The 18875-nt window shown below is 70.3% G+C and carries 20 protein-coding genes; 6 read left to right on the forward strand and 14 right to left on the reverse strand.

Annotation, left to right across the window (positions count from 1 at the left end):
- Positions 1–146: 146 nt before the first annotated feature.
- The 5 genes from HFP48_RS00505 to HFP48_RS00520 all read right to left on the reverse strand — a co-directional run bounded on the left by HFP48_RS00505 (position 147) and on the right by HFP48_RS00520 (position 5363).
- The gene (locus HFP48_RS00505) at positions 147–1583 is read right to left on the reverse strand and encodes a hypothetical protein (protein WP_210432790.1); all 1437 of its coding nucleotides are present in this window, start codon (positions 1581–1583) and stop codon (positions 147–149) included.
- Positions 1584–1736: 153 nt separating this feature from the next.
- On the reverse strand, positions 1737–1895 hold the full coding sequence (locus HFP48_RS00510; RefSeq protein WP_006931502.1) for a hypothetical protein: 159 nt from the start codon (positions 1893–1895) through the stop codon (positions 1737–1739).
- A 231-nt stretch (positions 1896–2126) separates the two neighbouring features.
- The gene (locus HFP48_RS32025) at positions 2127–2249 is read right to left on the reverse strand and encodes a hypothetical protein (protein WP_006931504.1); all 123 of its coding nucleotides are present in this window, start codon (positions 2247–2249) and stop codon (positions 2127–2129) included.
- A gap of 566 nt (positions 2250–2815) precedes the next feature.
- Positions 2816–3169: an HPF/RaiA family ribosome-associated protein gene (locus tag HFP48_RS00515; RefSeq protein WP_006931507.1), complete on the reverse strand. Its 354-nt coding sequence runs from the start codon at positions 3167–3169 to the stop codon at positions 2816–2818.
- A 121-nt stretch (positions 3170–3290) separates the two neighbouring features.
- Positions 3291–5363, reverse strand: a complete 2073-nt coding sequence (locus HFP48_RS00520) for an MMPL family transporter (protein ID WP_029546841.1) — start codon at positions 5361–5363, stop codon at positions 3291–3293.
- 74 nt (positions 5364–5437) lie between these two features.
- Here HFP48_RS00520 and HFP48_RS00525 point away from each other — a divergent pair, with 74 nt between their 5' ends.
- Positions 5438–5857, forward strand: a complete 420-nt coding sequence (locus HFP48_RS00525) for a MarR family transcriptional regulator (RefSeq protein WP_006931511.1) — start codon at positions 5438–5440, stop codon at positions 5855–5857.
- Between the two features lie 35 nt (positions 5858–5892).
- Here the strand turns inward: HFP48_RS00525 and HFP48_RS00530 are convergent, their stop codons facing one another.
- From HFP48_RS00530 to HFP48_RS00540, 3 genes are all read right to left on the reverse strand, one after another.
- A complete protein-coding gene (locus HFP48_RS00530; protein WP_006931512.1) occupies positions 5893–6645 on the reverse strand; it encodes an anti-sigma factor in 753 nt (250 codons plus the stop codon).
- Entirely contained in the window at positions 6635–7210 is a 576-nt protein-coding gene (locus HFP48_RS00535) for a sigma-70 family RNA polymerase sigma factor (RefSeq protein ID WP_006931514.1), read from the reverse strand. Before HFP48_RS00535 ends, HFP48_RS00530 begins: the two co-directional genes overlap by 11 nt.
- 219 nt (positions 7211–7429) lie before the next feature.
- A complete protein-coding gene (locus HFP48_RS00540) occupies positions 7430–8059 on the reverse strand; it encodes a dienelactone hydrolase family protein (protein ID WP_029546843.1) in 630 nt (209 codons plus the stop codon).
- A 147-nt stretch (positions 8060–8206) separates the two neighbouring features.
- Here HFP48_RS00540 and HFP48_RS00545 point away from each other — a divergent pair, with 147 nt between their 5' ends.
- From HFP48_RS00545 to HFP48_RS00555, 3 genes are all read left to right on the forward strand, one after another.
- Positions 8207–8878, forward strand: coding sequence for a fasciclin domain-containing protein (locus tag HFP48_RS00545; protein WP_168580489.1), 672 nt, complete (start codon positions 8207–8209; stop codon positions 8876–8878).
- A 29-nt stretch (positions 8879–8907) separates the two neighbouring features.
- On the forward strand, positions 8908–9489 hold the full coding sequence (locus HFP48_RS00550) for a lipocalin family protein (protein ID WP_072633865.1): 582 nt from the start codon (positions 8908–8910) through the stop codon (positions 9487–9489).
- Between the two features lie 224 nt (positions 9490–9713).
- Positions 9714–11579 carry a BCCT family transporter gene (locus HFP48_RS00555; RefSeq protein ID WP_210432791.1) on the forward strand — a complete coding sequence of 622 codons (1866 nt, stop codon included), beginning with the start codon at positions 9714–9716 and terminating at the stop codon, positions 11577–11579.
- Between the two features lie 50 nt (positions 11580–11629).
- Here the strand turns inward: HFP48_RS00555 and HFP48_RS00560 are convergent, their stop codons facing one another.
- The 3 genes from HFP48_RS00560 to HFP48_RS00570 all read right to left on the reverse strand — a co-directional run bounded on the left by HFP48_RS00560 (position 11630) and on the right by HFP48_RS00570 (position 16117).
- Positions 11630–13135: an SDR family oxidoreductase gene (locus HFP48_RS00560; RefSeq protein ID WP_168578855.1), complete on the reverse strand. Its 1506-nt coding sequence runs from the start codon at positions 13133–13135 to the stop codon at positions 11630–11632.
- Between the two features lie 11 nt (positions 13136–13146).
- Positions 13147–14511, reverse strand: a complete 1365-nt coding sequence (locus HFP48_RS00565) for a TIGR01777 family oxidoreductase (RefSeq protein ID WP_006931521.1) — start codon at positions 14509–14511, stop codon at positions 13147–13149.
- Positions 14512–14752: 241 nt separating this feature from the next.
- On the reverse strand, positions 14753–16117 hold the full coding sequence (locus HFP48_RS00570) for a deoxyribodipyrimidine photo-lyase (RefSeq protein WP_168578856.1): 1365 nt from the start codon (positions 16115–16117) through the stop codon (positions 14753–14755).
- A gap of 95 nt (positions 16118–16212) precedes the next feature.
- On the opposite strand from HFP48_RS00570, the gene HFP48_RS00575 reads away from it, so the two are divergent.
- Entirely contained in the window at positions 16213–16437 is a 225-nt protein-coding gene (locus tag HFP48_RS00575; protein WP_029546849.1) for an RNA-binding S4 domain-containing protein, read from the forward strand.
- Between the two features lie 74 nt (positions 16438–16511).
- On the opposite strand, the gene HFP48_RS00580 is transcribed toward HFP48_RS00575, so the two are convergent.
- The 3 genes from HFP48_RS00580 to rraA all read right to left on the reverse strand — a co-directional run bounded on the left by HFP48_RS00580 (position 16512) and on the right by rraA (position 17950).
- On the reverse strand, positions 16512–16718 hold the full coding sequence (locus HFP48_RS00580) for a hypothetical protein (RefSeq protein WP_006931527.1): 207 nt from the start codon (positions 16716–16718) through the stop codon (positions 16512–16514).
- Positions 16719–16849: 131 nt separating this feature from the next.
- The gene (locus HFP48_RS00585) at positions 16850–17254 is read right to left on the reverse strand and encodes a hypothetical protein (protein WP_029546850.1); all 405 of its coding nucleotides are present in this window, start codon (positions 17252–17254) and stop codon (positions 16850–16852) included.
- A gap of 198 nt (positions 17255–17452) precedes the next feature.
- Entirely contained in the window at positions 17453–17950 is a 498-nt protein-coding gene (gene rraA / locus HFP48_RS00590) for a ribonuclease E activity regulator RraA (protein ID WP_029546851.1), read from the reverse strand.
- A 146-nt stretch (positions 17951–18096) separates the two neighbouring features.
- Between rraA and HFP48_RS00595 the strand changes: the two genes are divergently transcribed.
- Positions 18097–18849 carry a GntR family transcriptional regulator gene (locus tag HFP48_RS00595; RefSeq protein ID WP_006931543.1) on the forward strand — a complete coding sequence of 251 codons (753 nt, stop codon included), beginning with the start codon at positions 18097–18099 and terminating at the stop codon, positions 18847–18849.
- Positions 18850–18875 lie beyond the last annotated feature (26 nt).

Raw genomic sequence — 18875 nt, forward strand, 5'->3', positions numbered from 1 at the left:
CGTTTACGCGAATCCGAACGATCTTACGAACAAGGTCGTCGCCCCGCTGGTAGCCGATGTCACCGATGACTGTCGCACCGCGCCCGTCCGCGGACCGCGATCCATACGGAATCTTGACGCCCGCGGCCGATGTCCTGACGAATTCTCTACACCCCGGGTCCGGCGTCCCTGCGGCGCAGCGCCCGCGGGCCCCGACGCCGGAACGGCACGAGTCCGGCGGCATCACCGTCTCGTCGCGGCGCCGCCAGGAACGCCACGGCCAGGGCGGCGGACACGGCGGCCGGCACGAGCGCCGGGGGGTGCAGATGCTGCAGCGGGACGAGCAGCGCCGCCGTCGCCGCTGCCGGAAGTGCGATCGCCGACAGGACGGCGGGCGCGGCGGGCAGCGGCTGCGGCCGGGGGCGAGCGGTGTGCAGGCGCCGGTGCAGCACCAGGTCGGCGGTGGCGCACAGCTCGGTCAACTCGGCTCGTGCCCCGTCGATCTCCGCGCTCGCCCGGTGTGCGAGCAGCGAGCGCAACCGCGTCGGCGCGATCCGTCCCGGCGCGTCGTCGGGGGGAGCGCACAGCAGCGCCACCTCGACCAGGCGCGCACGCACGTCGGCCACCTCGTCGAGCGCGGTGAGGAGCTGCGCACGGTCGTATGAGCGGTGGGTGCGCAGGTGCCCGAGCAGCCGGCGCCGATCGGTGTGCAGGTGTGCCCGGGCGCCGACCCAGCAGATCAGGTGGTAGAGCATCTCGCGGGTGCCTTCCCCGAGGTAACCGTGACGGTCTGCGGCGCCGAGATCGACGAGCATCGCCCGGGCGTCGTCGCGGACGCCCAGCCGCGCCCCGGCCCGCACCGGCGCATCGGCCAACGGTTCCGGATGCCAGGTGCGCAACCGTCCGGATGCCCGCGACACCCCGTCGGCGAGGGTGCCGGAGCGGGGAGGTCCGACGAGCCGGCGCACCGCATCGAACCCGTCCCCGGCGACCTCCACAACCAGTCCCTCGACGGTGCGCTCGCCCGCAAGGGAACGAGCGGTGCGAACGACCACCTCGCGGAGCGGGCGGTACACCGCGGGGTCGGGCAGCCGGGTGTCGAGCCGGGGGAACACGTCGACCAGGCCGGCATCGGCGGTCACCCGGAACGGCGCCAGAAATGCGTCGAGCGCACGACGGAATCCGGTGTCGGCACCGTCGAAGAGGGGATCGCTGTGCCAGGTCAGCACGGTGCCGGGCGCCTCGGCGGTCAACTCCTCGCACACCAGCACCAGTCCGCCGCCGGGCACCTCCCACAGGGACGCACACGCGCCGGGCGCGCCGACACGGGTCCGGCCGGGCGCCGACGGTGGAGTGTTCGCCGCCGGACGCCGGACCGGACCGAAGGCGACGGGGCCGTCGCCGGGATCCGTGAGGTGCCGGAACGCCAGCAGGCTCGGTGCCCGCTCGACGTGATCGGCACCGGGCGCGTCGGCTATGCGTGCCGGGAGGAACGGCTCCGTGCCGGCAACGGCGGGAACGGCGGCGGGAGGAAGCCTGCTCGCTGCGACGTCCAGCGGCAGGAACATCACCTTCAGCACCCCGGCCCGAGCCGGGGAGGGCATCGGTTCGGCGTGCGTGGCAACAACATCGGTATACCGGCGCGGCATCTGATTCTTCGCTTTCGGCACGGGGACGAGGTCGGCGCCTCCGGCGCGAAGCGCTCCGCCCCGGCCCGGGGACGCAGCGCCCGGGCCGGGGCGGAGGGATCCGGAGGGTCAGCCCGCGGCGGTGGCGTCCTCGAGTTCCGTCACGCGAGTCAACGCCTCACGCAGTCCCCGGCGGAACCCGCGGGTGTGCTCGGCGCGGGCGAGTGTCTCCAGATCATTTTCCAGGTTCGCTCGAATTCTCCCGAGCGCGTGCTGTGCCGTGTTCATGGGAGGTGCGATTCTCTCGTCGTTTTTCTGATGGTGGCAGGCAGTGCGGAATGGCGAGCCAATTCGTCGAGGACGTACAGTCGCGCGGTCCGAATTCCCCGGTGATATCCCGGAAGGAATTCGTCCCCGGGGTCCACGAGGGCGATCTCGATTCCGAGCTGCGCGTAGAGTCTCTCGAGAACTGTTGTTGTGAAATCCATTTCGTTCGGATCGGTCGTCGTCGATCCGCGGTCAGCTCTTCCGCTTGCGGAGGAACTGGGTGGACTCGAGCGCCTTGGCTCGTTTTTCCGCGCGCCGCTCCTTCAGGGTGCGGGCGGACTGTTTGGAACTCTTGACGGCGGGCTTGGCGGCCATTGTCAATCCTTTCCGAATCGGCAATCGCAAACTGGCCACGACCATACCCAACAAAAAAATAAAGTCCAGTTCGCCGGAACGGCGCCCGGCGTCGGTACCCGCCCGCGGTGGCGGCGTCGCCGGGGACGCAATTTTCGAGGTGGTGGGGGTTCGGGCCGTAGCCCGCGCCACCGCCCGAGAAGTCCCCTCTGGGGTATTTGCCCGAAATCCGTTGGTGGTGTGACTCTTTCGAGGATAATACACTGAGGTCGGGTCGGGATCTTCGAGGGTGAAGGAGAGTCCGATGTCTGCCGGATTCGATCTGGGCGTCGCATTCAGCGCGTTCCTCAAGTGGCTGAGCGTGACGTTCGGTCTCGGTGTCGGGTTGAGCTGAACACGCTCGGTCCCGTGGGGTCGTGTCCGCGCCGGTGATACCTGCCGTGCCGGGTCGGCGGCCCCCGGCGTGTCCCGCAATGCCGTCGGGGGCGGTGTTGCGGGACACGTCGTGCCGTCCTGAACGGTCGACGGTACGGAACGAGGAACTGCGGCGCGGCGATTCTCGTCCCGACGACTCCCGGGAGAGTCGTCTACTCGTCGACCTCCATGTGACGGATGGAGGGGCCGCCCTTGTGGTCGGTCGAGCGGCCGAGCTTGGAATCGAGCAGGCTGCGGAGGCGGTGCACGGCGCCGTCGAAGGCCTCCTTCACCGATCCCGCGTTGTGGGTGACCGCGATCGGTTGCTGGCCGGCGATCCGCGCCTCGAGGAGACAACGCTTGTCCGTGGTGCCGAACTTGTCCGCGTTCTCGTCGCTGAGGTGGATCTCCACCCGGGTGATCCGGTCGGCGAACCGGTTCAGTGCGGACTCCAACTCCTCCTCGAGGCGACGGGCGATGTCGTCGTCGATCTGGATGTGGCTGTCCTTGTTGAGCTGGATCTGCATCGCGAGCTGTCTCCTTCTCGAGCGCGTCGGTACGGCCGGAGGTCGTTCTCCGTGCCTTCGCGCGCTGCGTCGTGTCGATTCCACCCGAACTCGGTACGGGTGAGCAACCAGGCCGGCCGTGTCAGCCCACCTCCTCCGGTTCCCTGCGCGCGAGCGTGCTCGGCCACCAGATCCGCTTTCCGATGTCGATCGTCAGTGCCGGCACGAGCAGCGACCGGACCAGCAGTGCGTCGAGCAGCACGCCGAACGCGACGATGAACGCGATCTGCGCGAGGAACAGCAGCGGGATCACCGCCAGCGCCGAGAACGTCGCGGCCAGGACGATGCCTGCGGAGGTGATCACCCCGCCGGTCACGGTCAGGGCCCGCAGCGTGCCGCGCCGGGTGCCCACCCGGGCGCTCTCCTCCCGCACCCGGGTCATCAGGAAGATGTTGTAGTCGATGCCCAGCGCGACGAGGAAGACGAAGCCGAACAGCGGCACCACCGGGTCGGCGCCGGGGAACCCGAGCAGATGGTCGAAGACCAGCGACGACACGCCGAGGGTCGCCGCGAAGGACACGACGACCGTCAGCATCAGCAGCACCGGCGCGACGAGTGCCCGCAGCAGCAGGATCAGGATCAGCAGCACCACCGCGATGACGACGGGAATGATCACCGTGCGGTCGCGGGTGGCGGTGTTCTTGGTGTCCAGATCGACCGCCGTGGTCCCGCCCACGAGGGCCTCGGCCCCCGGCACTCCGCCGACCGCGTCGCGGATGCGCTCGACGGTGTTCTCGGCGGCCGGCGAGTCGGCGGGATCCGAGAGGGTCGCCTGCAGCGCGACGCGGCCGTCGACGACGGTCGTCGCACCGTCCGGGCCGGTCACCGGCGCCACCTCGGTGACGCCCTCGACGCGGGCGGCGGCGGCGACGTCGCCGGCCGCGGACTCGCGGGTGATGATCACGGTGGGGGAGCCGGTGCCGGCGTCGAAGTGCCTGCCGAGCATCTCCTGGCCGGTCACGTAGTCGGTCTCGAGCAGGAAGATCTCCGACTGGGCGACGCCGTCGGCCTTGAACTGCGGCAGCAGCATCGCGAAGCCGACGAGGACGAGGCTCGACACCACCCAGATCCGCCGCGGATGGGCGCCGACCCGCTGTGCGAGCCCGTTCCAGAACCGGTGCGCCGACGCCAGGTCGTCCCGATCGGCGTCGGGGTCGGCCGTCGGCCGCTTCGGCCAGAACGCGGCCCGGCCGAGGAGCACCAGTGCGGACGGCAGGAACGTCATGGAGGCGACGAACGAGGCGACGATGCCGATCGCGGCGACGGGGCCGAGGCCGCGGTTGGAGTTCAGGTCGGACAGCAACAGGCACAGCACGCCGGCGATGACGGTGCCCGCCGACGCGGCGATCGGTTCCAGCGTGGCCCGCCACGCGGTGCGCATCGCGGCGAACCGGTCCTGTTCGAGGCGCAGTTCCTCGCGGTAGCGGGACACCAGCAGCAGCGCATAGTCGGTCGCGGCGCCGAAGACGAGGATGAACAGGATGCCCTGGCTCTGTCCGTTGAGGGCGATGACGTCGGCGTCGGCCAGCAGGTACACGAGCAGGCTCGCCAGCGCGAGGGCGAACACCGCCGAGAGGATTACCACGAACGGCAGCAGGGGACTGCGGTAGACGACGACGAGGATCAGCAGCACCACCCCACCGGCGACCAGCAGCAGCAGGCCGTCGATGCCCTCGAACGCCGTCGTCAGATCGGCGATCTGCCCGGCGGGACCGGTGACGTAGATCGTCAGCCCCTCGGGCGGATCGGCAAGCTCGGCGCGCAGTTCGTCGACGGCGTCCCCGACCTCTCCGGTGCTGTCGATCGGCACGATCATCCGCGCGGCCTGACCGTCCTGCGACGGGACCGGCGGCGGGCCGGCCGACGCCCCCGCGAGGTAGGCAAGGTCGTCGGGGGTGATGCCGGAGGGGCGTTCGGCGACGACGATCGCGGGCACGTACCGGGTGTCGGTGAAGTCCGCATAGAGCTCGCCCGCCCGGGTGGATTCCGCGGAGGCCGGGAGGAACGAACTGTTGTCGTTCTGCTGGACCTCGCTGAGCTTGCCGGCGAAGGGACCGCCGGCGCCGGCGATCGCGAGCCACGCGATGAGCAGCAGCGCCGGCAGCAGCCAGCGGATGCGACGAGGTGAACGCGCCGGCGCGGTGACGGTGTTCAATCTTCCTCCAGGAGAATGCGAGTACGCCGAGCCCAGATTACTCAGCTAGCTGAACAATAGTGAAAAGGTATCTCATGACCGACGATCTCGAGAGCTGGCCGACCGGCCGGCTGCTGTCCACGGCCGCCCGGCTGGTGGAGCAGGCCTGGGAATCGACTCTGCGCGCCCACGGTCTCACCCACGCCGGGCTGGTGGCCCTGCACACGATCGCCGACGGTCCGCGCTCCCAGCGGGAGATCGCCCGGGCCTGCCGCGTGACCGACCAGACGATGAGCCGGACCGTCGAGCACCTCGAGCGGTCCGGATTCGCCACGCGCACCGTCGATCCCGCCGACGAGCGGCGCATGCGCGTCCGGATCACCGAATCGGGGTACGAGCTGTACCGGGCGATGATCGAACTCGAGCGCACCGATGCGCAGCCGACCGCGGTGGTGTCCGACCCCGCCACCTTGCGCTCCCTTCTGATCGAACTGGTCCGATCGGCACAGCGCTGAGCCGCCGCGAGGTGCGGGCGATTCCGTCCCCCGGGTCAGCCCAGCGGCAGTTGGGCGAAGATCTGCGTCGGCTGCGCCGACCCGCCCGGCGGTTCGATGCTGAATGCCAGGGCGGTCGAATGCCCGACACCCTCGAGGACGGCCGTGGTGGACGGCGCCACCGCCTCGGCGTCCATGATGCCCGCGGACTCCGGGCCCTCGGGGGTGATCAGCCACATCTGGTAGACGCTGCCCTCGGCGGGCGGCGCCACGTTGTTCATCACCAGCACCCCGGCGTCGGCTTCCTTCGAGTACACCACCGTGGCGACTCCGCCGCCCTCGATCTCACCCGACGTGGTGCGCACGTCCTCCGCCGCGAACACCTGCGCCGAGGTGGGTGCGGTGCCCTCCTGCAACTGGGCGACGACGGCGAATCCACCCACGGCGACCAGCAGTGCGGCCGCCGCGGCGAGCAGGAAGTTGCGGCGCCGGCCGCGCCGCTCGTCCAGCGAGATCGGTGCGACGGGCGGCGCCTGCGGGCCGGATTCGGCGGCGATCGCGTCCAGCAGACGCTCGCGCAGTCCGGCCGGCGGCTCGGTGGCCGTCGACGCCGACACCACGGCCATGGTCTCCCGGACGGCCGCCGTCTCCCGGGCGAACGCCGCCGCCACCTCGGGAGCGGCTTCGGCCACCCGGGACTCGATGTCGCGGCGTTCGGCATCGGACACCGCGTCGAGCGCGTACACGACCGCGAGGTCGATCAGTTCGCGGTCCACATCGCCGAAACCGGGCCGGGCCTCACTCGTCATCGCCCTGCACCCCCAGACACTTGCGTAGACGGAGCAGTCCGTCTCGGATTCTCGATTTCACGGTCGGTAGCGTGACCGAAAGTTGTTCGGACACCTCGCGGTACGTCAGCCCACCGAAGTAGGCGAGTTCGACGGACCGACGCTGCAGATCGGTCAGCGTGCCCAGACAGTGGGCGACCTGCTGCCGGTCCTCGCGCCGGGCCGCCTCCTCGCTGACGACGTCGAACGCCGCGTCGACGTTGCTCGCGCCGTAGCGTGCCTCGCGGTCGGCCCCGGACTGCTCGGACCGCACCCGGTCGACGGCCCGGCGGTGCGCCAGGGTGATCAGCCAGGACAGGGCCGAACCCTGGGCGGCGTCGAAACCGGAGGCGGAACGCCAGACCTGCAGGTAGACCTCCTGCGCCGTCTCCTCGCTGTAGCCGGGATCGCGCAGGACGCGCAGGATCATGCCGTACACGCGGGCGCGGGTCAGGTCGTAGAACTCGGCGAATGCAGCCGCGTCCTGCACCGCCACGCGCGCGAGCAGCGCATCGAGTGTGTCGGTACGTCCGCCGACGCCGGTCATCGGCCCTGTCCGCTCATCGAGCGAAAGCCTAGTCGGGCGATTCGGGCGGCTCAAGCCGTCCTCGGCCGGTCCGTTCGGGCGGCCGGGGCCGGCGGGCGAGGCAAGAGTCGAATCGAGCAAGGCGATCACCTCCGGAACGAATTCTCGAGCGCGACGCCGCCGGCCCGTTCCGGCCGGCCGGCGCCACCGCTGCCGAGCACTGCGACGTCGCGCGGGGTGTCAGGCATGGTCTCCTCCTGCCCGCCGGCCGGCCGGGGCCAGGGATTCACGGAGGAACTCGGCGGTGACGGCATGCCACCAGCCCGGCTTGGTGAGCAGGAAGTGGCCGGCCCCCGCGAGCGGCCGGAACTGGGCGTCGACGCCGCGTCCGCGGGCCTGGGCCGCCTGAACCGCGCTCAGGCGCGGATCGCACCTCGTGTCGGCGGTACCGTGCACCACCAGCAGCCGTCGCTCGGGGGGGACGAGAGCGCCGTCGTTGTCGGGCCACCACGGTGCCAGCGCGACGACGGCCCCGACGCCGGGCTGTGCCGCGAGGTGGGCCGCCACCCTTCCGCCCATGGAGTGGCCCACGAGCCCGATCCGGACGTCGCCGCGCCGCCGGTGCACTTCGTCGAGGGCGCGCAGGGCGTCGTGGACGGGACTCATCCGGTCCCCGTTCCATCCGCGGTGGGTGTAGCGCACCTGCCCGACGGTGATGTCGTACATGCTCAGCCGGGAGCGCAGGGATTCGGTCAGCAAGGTCATCCGCAGCGCGGACAGGTGCCACGGCCGGGCGGCGGCCGTGCTGGCCGGCTTGCCACCCGGAAGAACCAGCACGTGTGCGCGGGGCCGGTTCGATGCAATCTCCATGCCGGGTGTTCGGAGCGCGGCCGGAATCGGATGGGTCGAAAAAATCTTGCAGATCCACCCATCCGCCCTTCCGTCCGCGCCGAATGGCAGATGACACACCTGACCGACGTGGTCGCAAGGACCACGACACCGAAGGGAATTGGGGCCATGGTTATCAACACGCGAAAGAGCTTGGCGGCAGTCGGAATCGGCGCAATGGCGATGATGGGTGTCGCGGCGTGCTCGTCCGACGACTCGGGTTCGTCGTCGGCTACGTCGGCTACGTCGGCGATGGAGAGCGCCACGTCGGCGATGTCGCCCACCACCGAGGCCATGGCGTCGGCCCCGGTGGGTCCGGGTTGCGCCGCGTACGCCGAGCAGGTTCCCAGCGGGCCGGGTTCGCTGGAGGCCATCGCGCAGCAACCCGTCGGGACTGCCGTCGCCGACATTCCGATTCTGACCCAGTTGAACGCGGCGATCAGCGGGCAGCTCAACCCGCAGGTGAATCTCGTCGACACGCTCAACAGCGGCGAGTTCACCGTGTTCGCGCCGGTCGACGACGCCTTCGCCAAGGTCGATCCGGCAACCATCGAGAGCCTGAAGACCGATACGGCCACCCTCACCACCATTCTCACCTACCATGTCGTGCCCGGCCAGATCGCGCCGTCGGACATCGAAGGTACCCAGACCACCGTTCAGGGCGGTACCGTCGAGGTGACCGGTGAAGGCGACGAATGGAAGGTGAACGACGCCAACGTTATCTGTGGCGGCGTGAAGACGGCCAACGCGACCGTCTACCTCATCGACACCGTCCTGCTGCCGCCGGCGCCGCAGCAGTGACCCGGACCCGGTAACTCCCGAGGAGCGACGTGAGACGAACGATCCGAGGCCTCGCGGCGGCCGTCCTGGCCGCCGCGGGCGCCGCCCTCATGGCGGCACCGGCGCAGGCAGCCCCGCTCACCCCGGTGGCGGAGCTGGACGTGAACCGGTACATGGGCACCTGGTATCAGCTGGCCGCCAATCCCGCGCCGTTCAATCTCGACTGCGTGCGCGACACCACGGCGAACTACACCCTGCTCGACGAGCGCAACGTGCGGGTGGAGAACTCGTGCACCACGGTCACCGGTGAGCGACGGGGGATCGTCGGCAACGCGCGGGTCAACGACACCGCGTCGCTGCACGTGAGCTTCCCCGGTGTGCCGTCCCAGGATTCGCTGGACGGTCCGAGCAACTACATCGTGAGCTACCTCGCGGACGACTACTCGTGGGCGTTCGTGGGGGACCCGACCCGGATCTCCGGGTTCGTACTGTCGCGTTCGCCCGTCGTGGACGACGCTGCGTGGCAGCAGATCCGGACCGTGGTCGAGCAGCAGGGCTACAACAGCTGCCTCATGCTCACCTCGCCCACCACGGAGGGCCTGCAGGAGATCAAACCGCTCTGCACCGTGTGAACCGCCTTCTGCGCGTACCGGACTCGTACCGGTGCCGCTCCGCCCGGCCGAATGTCACAGTGCATCAGCTCGATCGATCGCATGTGACATTCGGCCCCCGGCGGGGGTGGCCCGGGTGCTCGGCTGCGTTTCCCGCGGGCGCGCGCCGGCTCTGTTAGGTTCGATTCGCGACGTGGGTGAGCCCTCCGAGCGCCGGATCCGGCTCGCCGCGATACGAGGAGCTGGTGAAGATGATTCGCGACGCATGGCGAGGCTTGCGCAAGCCCGTGTTCGTCCCCGCCTCGCTGGTGATCCTGGGGCTGATCGCCTTTGCGGTCGTCTACGCAGGGTCGGCCGAGGGGGCGTTCGATTCGCTCAACCGCGCCGTCACCGACGGCGTCGGCTGGTGGTACATCCTGATCGCCACCGGATTCGTGATCTTCGCGCTGTACTGCGGGATCAGCCGCATCGGCAACATCAAGCTCGGCCGCGACGACGAGCAACCCGAGTTCGGAACCTTCTCGTGGTTCGCGATGCTCTTCAGCGCCGGCATGGGTATCGGACTGGTGTTCTACGGTGTCGCGGAACCCCTGTCGCACTACGTGGATCCCCCGCAGGCGGGACGCATCCCCGGCTCCACGGACGCCGCCGCGAACCAGGCGATGGAGCTGACCCTGTTCCACTGGGGCCTGCACGCGTGGGCGATCTACGTCGTCGTCGGCCTCGGCCTGGCGTACATGACGTACCGCAAGGGCCGTCCGCTGTCCGTGCGCTGGCTCCTCGAACCGCTGCTCGGGCGCGCCCGCGTGGAGGGTCCGATCGGGCACGCGATCGACGCGATCGCCATCGTGGGAACACTTTTCGGTGTCGCGACGTCGCTGGGCTTCGGCGTCCAGCAGATCTCCGCGGGTCTCGACTACCTGGGCTGGGTGGAGACCGGAAACTGGCTCACCGTCGCGCTGATCGTCGGGGTGACGGGGCTGGCAACCTTCTCGGTGGTGTCCGGCGTCTCGCGCGGCCTCAAGTGGCTGTCCAACATCAACATGGCACTCGCGGCGGGACTCGCGGTGTTCGTCCTGCTGCTCGGGCCGACGCTGTTCCTGTTGCAGTCGTGGGTGCAGAACCTCGGCGGCTACGTGCAGGCCCTGCCCGAACTGATGCTGCGCACCGCGCCGTTCGCGGAGGACGGCTGGTCGGGGGCGTGGACCGTCTTCTACTGGGGCTGGTGGATGAGCTGGGCGCCGTTCGTCGGCATGTTCATCGCCCGCATCTCCCGCGGTCGCACGATCCGCGAGTTCGTCTTCGGCGTCCTGCTCGCCCCCACCCTCGTCGCGTCGCTGTGGTTCACCATCTTCGGCAACGCCGGTATCCTGCGGCAGCGCAACGACGGCGACATGCTCGCCGCCGACGGCACGGTGGACACCAACACGTCGCTGTTCGTGCTGCTCGACGGTCTGCCGCTGTCCGTCCTGACCAGTCTGCTCGCGATCGTCGTCGTCGTGTTCTTCTTCGTCACGTCGTCGGACTCCGGGTCGCTGGTGATCGACATCCTCTCCACCGGCGGTAATCTCGAGACACCGAAGATCACCCGTGTCTACTGGTCGGTGCTCGAGGGTGTGGCCGCCGCGGTGCTGCTGATCGTCGGCGGCAGCGGGTCGCTGACCGCCCTGCAGACGGCGTCGATCGTGACGGCGGTCCCGTTCTCGATCGTCACGGTGCTGGCGTGCGTGTCGATGCTGAAGGCGTTCCGGTACGAGGTCGCCACCGCCCCCCGGTACCTGCAGGTGGCCGTGCGGGAACCGGCCGCAGTCCCGGGTGGGCACAAGGCCGGCCACCGGCCGGGAATCTCCGCCACGTTCGCCGGCCTGGATCCGAGCCGGAACGGAGTCGTGGAGCCCGGTGCGCCCGCCCGCCTCGTCGTCGCCGTGCACGAGGTGCCCGCGAATTCCGTCAGTGTCGACGCGCAGACCGGGCAGGTCGCAATCGCAGACGACGCCCACCCGGAGGATCCGCTGGGCGGCGAGGTGTTCGACACGCCGCACTTCGCCGAGTCCGCCGAGGGTGTGGCCCAGCGAGAGGCCGAACACGGGCGCCAGCCCGCGCCGAACTGACGGCCGCGGCGGCTACTGCCGTCCTTCCGCGGGCCGAATGTCACACCGCATCACTTCACGTGACCATATGTGACATTCGGCCCCGACGTGCGGTGCGCGGTGCCGGCGATGTTCTCGAGCATGCCCTTGAAGATGATGCCGTGGAACGGCACGAGCGCATACCAGTAGATCCGTCCTGCAAGCCCTTTCGGAAAGAAGATCGCCCGCTGGTGCAGCCGGGCCCGGCCGGGATCGAGCGGCTCGATGCGCCACTCGAGCCACGCCCCGCCCGGCGCCCGCATCTCGGCCCGCAGCCGCAGCAGGGTGGGACGTTCGAGGCGCTCGACGCGCCAGAAGTCGAGCGCGTCCCCGGTGTGCAGGGTGCGCGGGTTCCGGCGGCCCCGGGACAGACCGACGCCGCCGACGAACCGGTCGAGCCACCCGCGGATCGTCCAGGCGAGCGGGAAGGAGTACCAGCCGTTCTCGCCGCCGATGCTCTCGACCACCTCCCACACCGTGCCGGCGTCGGTGTCGCAGTCGATAACGCGCTCGTCGACGAAGACCGCCTCCCCCGCCCAGTGCGGGTCGGACGGCAGCGGTTCGGCGGGGGCGCCGACGGGCGACGCGCTCGCCCAGGTGGTTTCGACGTCGCCGCGCTGGAGCTTGTGCAGGGCCAGACGGACGGCCTCGCGGTAGCCGGTCAGTCCGCCGGGCGGCGGCGGGATCACCTCGTCGATATCGTGTTCGGCGACCACCGCGTCGTTGCTCAGCGACTCGATCAGCGCCCGGCCCAGCGACGGCGGGATCGGGGTGACCAGCCCGATCCACAGGCCCGCGAGCTTCGGGGTGAGGACGGGAAGCACCAGGATGCGGCGCCGGCGCAGGCCCGCGACCTCGGCGTACACCTGCATCATCTCGCCGTAGCGCAGCACGTCCGGGCCGCCGATGTCGTAGGTGCGGCTGCGGGGGAGGGGAGCGGTGGCCGCGCCCACCAGGTAGTGCAGCACGTCGCGCACCGCGATGGGCTGGATCTTGTTGTTCACCCACTTCGGGGTGGTCATCAGGGGCAGACGGTTGCTCAGGTGCCGGATCATCTCGAACGACGCTGAGCCCGAACCGATCACCACCCCGGCCTGCAGCACCAGGGTGGGCACGCCGGACTCCACGAGGATCCGGCCCACCTGCTCCCGGGAACGCAGATGCGTGGAGAGATCGGCCGTGTCCGGGTGCAGCCCACCGAGATACACGATGCGCTGCACCCCGGCCGCCCGGGCGGCGGCGGCGACGTTCTCGGCCTCGGCGCGTTCGGTGTCGATGAATTCGCCGCGCCCGCCCATCGAATGCACCAGGTAGTACAGGACGTCGATGTCCCGGCAGGCGACGGCCAGGGACTCCGGGTCGGTCAGGTCGCCGCGCACGATCTCGACGTCGCCGGCCCACGGCACGTCCCGCAACTTGTCGGGGGTCCGGGCCAGTACCCGCACCCGGTGCCCCGCGTCGATCAGCAGCGGGGCGAGCCGGCCCCCGATGTAGCCGGTCGCCCCGGTGACGAGGATGCGCAGCGGAGGGGAGCTCATCCGTTCTCCACTCATCCGTTCTCCACGATGTGGCCGAGTTGGTGCCGCAGGCAGGCCTCGAGCTTCGGCCGGCGGAAGCGGTGCCCGTGGTCGACCAGGCACCGCGGGACGACGCACTGATCGGCCGTGGCGACCTCACGCGCGCCTTCCTCGCCGAGCAGCAGCCGCGGTCCGAACCCGGGCACCGGCAGCAGCGCCGGCCGGTGCAGCACCCGCGCCAGGGTGCGGGTGTATTCGTCGTTGCGAACCGGCTCCGGTGCAACGGCATTGATGGGGCCCGCGATGCGGGGGTCGGCGAGGGCCCGGTGGTAGACGTCGAGCAGGTCGTCGAGGTCGATCCACGACAGCCACTGCCGGCCGGTGCCGAGCCGGCCGCCGAGCCCGGCCTCGAACAGGGGGCGTTGCAACTGCAGCGGCCCGCCGCGCGGTGTCTGCACGATCCCGGTCCGCACCAGTACCACGCGCAGCCCGCCCGCGGCGGCGGGCGCGGTGGCGGCCTCCCAGTCGGCGACGACGTCGGCGAGGAACCCGGTGCCGCGCTGCGCATCCTCGGTGAGCGGCTCGTCGCCGCGGTCGTAGCCGTAGAACCCGATCGCCGACGCGGACACGAACGTCGCGGGTCCGTTCGGAGTGCGTGCCGCGAGATCGGCCAGCAGCCGGGTGGGTTCGATCCTGCTGTCCCGGATCGCGGTCTTGTGAGCGTCGCTGAAGCGCCCGGAGATCGAGGCGCCGGCGAGGTGGACGACGGCGTCGATCCCCTCGAGCAGGTCGGGTGCGGGGTCGTTCGGATCCCAGCGACGTTCGTCGTCGCCGCGCGGTTCGCCGCGTACGAGGCTGACGACGTGATAGCCGCCGGTGCTCAGGTATGCGGTCAGTGCGGTGCCGACCAGGCCCGACGTCCCGGTGACGGCGACCGTGGCGGGCCGCACCCCCTGCTCGTGTGACCATTGGTGGGCGGCGAGGTCGTCGGCGAGCTGACGGTGCCGGTAGAGGAAGGTCTGCTTCAGCAGCTGCTCCGGGACGGGCGTGTCGACCCGGTCGGTGACGCGGGTGCGACGGTCGCCGAGGGCCTCGAAGGTGTGCTCGTGCCGCCACGACACGGCGATCCCCGCGGGCAGCGACGTGAGCCCGTCGCGGCCGACGCTGTCGACGAACCGTGCGGGCGGGTCGTAGGCGTCGGGCTGGTGATCGGCGATCCAGCGCAATCCGCCCGGCAGGCCGAGGACGGCCCGGCCCGACTCGAGGGAGTCGGATTCGGTGATCACCCGCAGCGGCTGCCACGGGGGGAGCAGGCGCCTGACCGCACCCGGTCGGCTGTGCCAATCGAAGACGTCGCGGCGTGGCGCGTCGACGACGCTCGAGTACGTGATGCCCATCGTGCCTTCCTCGGCCTGGTCCGGGTGTGCGGGAGCGGCGCCGGGAGAACTCCCGGCGCCGCTGTGGAATCAGCTGGGAATCATGTTGATGAGAATGGTGTATGCGTTCACCAGAGGAGTGTGGATCGCCATGAACGCCGTTTCGACGAGTTCTCGCATTGTCGTGTTCCTCTCGGTTGTCCGTCCGGGACGGGGGTGGTCCGTCCCATCGGCATTCGGAGCGGTGCGCGGCCCGGATGGGTCAGCCTTTTCCGCCGATCCGCCCGTACCGGTCGAGTGCCACCTGCCGTTCGTGGGCGTGGTCGACGATCGGCGCCGGGTACCCGTCCGGCGGACCGTCCGGGAGCCGGTGCACGCGTTTGCCGTTCACGCCCCGCAGCTCGGGTACCCAACGGCGCACATATTCACCCGTCGGATCGAACTTCTCCCCCTGCGTGATCGGGTTGAACACCCGGAAGTAGGGCGCGGCGTCGGTGCCGCTGCCGGCGGTCCACTGCCACCCGTGCTGGTTCGAGGCCAGGTCGCCGTCGACGAGCCGGTCCATGAAATGCCGGGCGCCCCACCACCAGGGCAGGTGCAGATCCTTGGCGAGGAACGACGCGACGATCATGCGGAGCCGGTTGTGCATCCAGCCCTCGGCGAGCAGCTGCCGCATGCCCGCGTCCACGATGGGGAAGCCGGTACGGCCCTCCTTCCATGCGGCGAAGGCACGTTCGGCGTCGGGGCCGCTGTCGTAGGTGATGTCGTCGAAGCGGCGGTTGTAGTTGCGGCGAGCCGTGTCGGGCCGGTGGTACAGCACGTCCGCATAGAAGTCGCGCCAGGCCAGTTCGCTGCGCAGCCGGTTCGCCGCGCCGCCGTGGTCGGATCGCACGTCGTGCAGCAGGGTGCGCGGGTGGATGCACCCGAACTTCAGGTAGGGGGAGAGCCGGCTGGTGCGGTCGAGGTCCGGTCGGTCCCGCTCGGTGTCGTAGTGCGGCAGGTCGTCGTCGCGGAACTCGTGCCAGCGGTGCAGCGCGGCGGCTTCCCCGGCGGCTGGCAGCGTGACCCCGTCGAGGTCGTCGTCGCCGGGGATCGGCACCCGCGCGTCGAGATTGCCGGGGTCGATCCAGTCGACGGTGCCGGCGTCGGTGGCGGCCGGGGCTCGCCAGCCGTGTTCGTGCCACGCCCGCTGGAAGGGGGTGAACACCTTGTAGGGGGTGTCGTCGGGCTTACGGACGCGGCCGGGCGCGACGGCGTAGGGCGAGCCGGTGCGCACCAGCGGGACATCGCCGAGCGCCCGCTCGACGGCCTCGTCGCGGCGGGTGCCGTAGGGGCCGTGGTCGGAACTGATGTGCACCGCGTCGGCGTCGAGTTCCCGGGCCAGCGCCGGGACGACGGTGACGGGGTCGCCGTGGGTGACGAGCAGCCGTCCGCCCAGGTCCTCGTCGAGGGCGCGCAGGCACCGCATCAGGAAGGTGCGGCGCGGGAATCCGGACGGGCGCAGCAGCGACTCGTCGAGCACGAACAGCGCGAGTGCCCGGTCGGAGGTGTCGGCGACGGACAACAGGGTGGGCAGGTCCCGCAGCCGCAGATCACGGCGGAACCAGACGATACCGGGTCGGCTCACTCGTCCAGTGTGCGTGAGAACGGGGCCCGGCGTGGGCCGGGCGGGCGGGTCGAGGTCGGGCGGGTCGAAAGCACTGCGGGTGAGAGACTGGCCTCATGTCCGACGTGTTCGAAGTGCCCATCCGCGACGAGTCCATCCGGCTCGGTCAATTCCTCAAGCTGGCGAGCCTGATCGAATCCGGCGCCGAGGCGAAGGAAGTGATCGCCGAGGGACTCGTCAGCGTCAACGGGGAGGTGGAGGTGCGGCGCGGGCGGCAGCTGCACGTCGGGGACGTCGTGGAGATCGGGGCCGCCGCCGCACGCGTGACGGCCGGGGCGTGAGCCTCGAGGTGACGGCCTGCAGCGCCGGTGCGACCACAGCTGCAGTCTCCGAAATCCTCGATCCCCTGCGACGTTCAGGGGAGACGCCGCACCTGTTTGCCGAGGGCGAACAGACGGCGGGCGAGCCTCATGACGGGAATACCCAGCGGAATCAGGATGATCGTTACGCACAGCAGCCCACCGACGAGCCATACCACCGCCGCAAGGATCCCCACCACCGCCCCGAGCACGGCCGTGAGGATCCCCAGCACCGCATTGAGCAGGCCCTTTAGCGCTCGCATGATGACCTCCTGGTTACCAGTTTGCGCGCATACGGGCCGGGGCGCACTCGTTTTCGGTCGACCTCCCCACACCGGCTCGGCCCGCAGGTGATGCCCGGGTGCGGGAGGCGAAGGCTGTCTCGGAGGTGCTGTCAGTCGGTTTCGTCCGGGTCCTTGTCCTCGCGCCGATCCAGGATGCCGGCGGTGACGCCGTAGGGCAGGAAGCGCACCGACCGGAGCGGGTCGGTGTTGTTCTTGTGGGCGCGCAGCGCCTCGAGTTCGGTGGGGAAAACCTGCTCGACGCGGGCGGTTCCGTCGCCGTCGAGCGTGTAGATCACCCACACGCCGTCGCCGGTCTCGCCGGCGGTGGGCGGTGCCGGGCGGGTGTGCGGCGCGCCGCCGAGGTCGGGGAAGATGCTCGACCACGGAATCCCGGCGTCCGGTTGCTCGACGAACCGGCCGATCTTGGCGGCCAGGTCCCGCAACCCTTCCCCGGCGTCGCGGAAGACGCGGTCGAGGTCTTCCGGGTCGAATCCGAACGGGTTGTTGTCGCCCATGAGGGCCTCCTGACGTCGCGGGCCGCACGTGCGGCCGTGATCCCTCCAGTGTGGGCACTGCCGCCGAACCTCGCCACCATCGGCTGAGAGGACGGCGGCCCGCGACGTCAGGAGGCGTGTTCGTGCGGCCGGACCGGTTCCGCCTTGCGGCACGCAGGAGGTCCGCGCCGTTCGCAGCGCCACGAGCGTGCCGGTTCCCTATCGGTCCTCGGCGCGGACGACGATCCCGTCGTGGTCGCTGTAGAGCATCTCGCCCGGGTTGAACGTGACGCCGCCGAACTCCACCGGCACGTTCTTCTCGCCGGACCCGGTCTGGGTGCTCTTGCGCGGGTTGGTGCCGAGCGCCTTGATGCCGATCTCGAGGGTGCGCAGGATGGCCGAGTCGCGGACGGCGCCGTTGACGACGACACCGGCCCAGCCGTTGTCGACGCCGCGGCCGGCGATGATGTCGCCGACGAGGGCGGTGTGCACGCTGGCATCGCCGTCGACGACGAGGACGCCGCCGTTGCCGGGCTCGCCCAGGGTCTGCTTGACGAGCAGGTTGTCCTGGAAGCAGCGGATGGTGGTGATCCGGCCGGCGAAGACCTCGCGGCCGCCGAACTGGACGAACTGCGTGTCGCAGCTGCGGATGTCGGGGCCGATCTCGTCGGCGAGGTCGGCGGTGGCCGGAACGTCGTTGGTGGAGGGTTCGCTCATACCGCCGAGAGTAGTGGGGTGACGGCGTCCGCTCGGCGTGGGACAGATAGAGACAGATCATCTGCCTCTTTAGATTTCAAACCGGTAGATTCTTGTATCCTAAGTGCCATCGGGGCTGGGATGGACGACGCACACAGGACGGTGAAATGCCACTCGACGGAAGCTCGACGGTCGTTCGCGTGCCCAAGGCAGGTGAACTGATCGCCGCGAGCCTGCGCCGCCAGATCATCACCGGGGAACTGCACGCCGGCGAGCCGTTGCCGAACGAGGCCGCACTGATGGAACGCTTCGGCGTTTCCCGGCCCACGTTGCGGGAGGCGTTCCGCATCCTCGAGTCGGAAGGCATCATCACCGTCCTGCGCGGCGCCCACGGCGGCGCCCGCGTGCAGGCGCCGGACGGCTCGACCGCCGCCCGCTACACCGGGCTGCTGCTGCAGTACCGGGGTGTCCCGCTGGCCGACGTCTACCGCGCCCGCACCGAACTCGAGGTGGACGCCGTCGGCCTGCTCGCCGCCGCCCCCGCCGGGCGCATCGACACGCTCGCCGAACTGGTCGAGCGGGGCGAGGAACTCCTCGACGACCCCGCCGCCTTCGCCAAGTACGACACCGAGGTGCACCGGGCGGTGATGGAACTCGCCGGGAACCAGACGATGGCGGCGCTCGCGGGGATGCTGCTCGACATCATGGACGCACACAATGCGCTGTACCTGTCCACGCGCGCCGATTCGGCGGAACGTCCCGGGGCGTCCGCGGCGTTGCGTGCCAACCGCAAGCTCGTCACGTTGCTGCGAGGAGACGATGCCGAGGCGGCGCAAGCGTTCTGGCGCAGGCACCTCGACAGCGTCGAGCGGTACATGACGGGTGACTCGGCGACCACGCTCGTCGAGGTGCTGTCCTAGGACCCCGTGCTCCCAGGGCACCGAGC

Source organism: Rhodococcus sp. DMU1, assembly GCF_012272955.1.
In the GTDB taxonomy this organism is placed as follows: Bacteria; Actinomycetota; Actinomycetes; order Mycobacteriales; family Mycobacteriaceae; genus Rhodococcus; species Rhodococcus aetherivorans.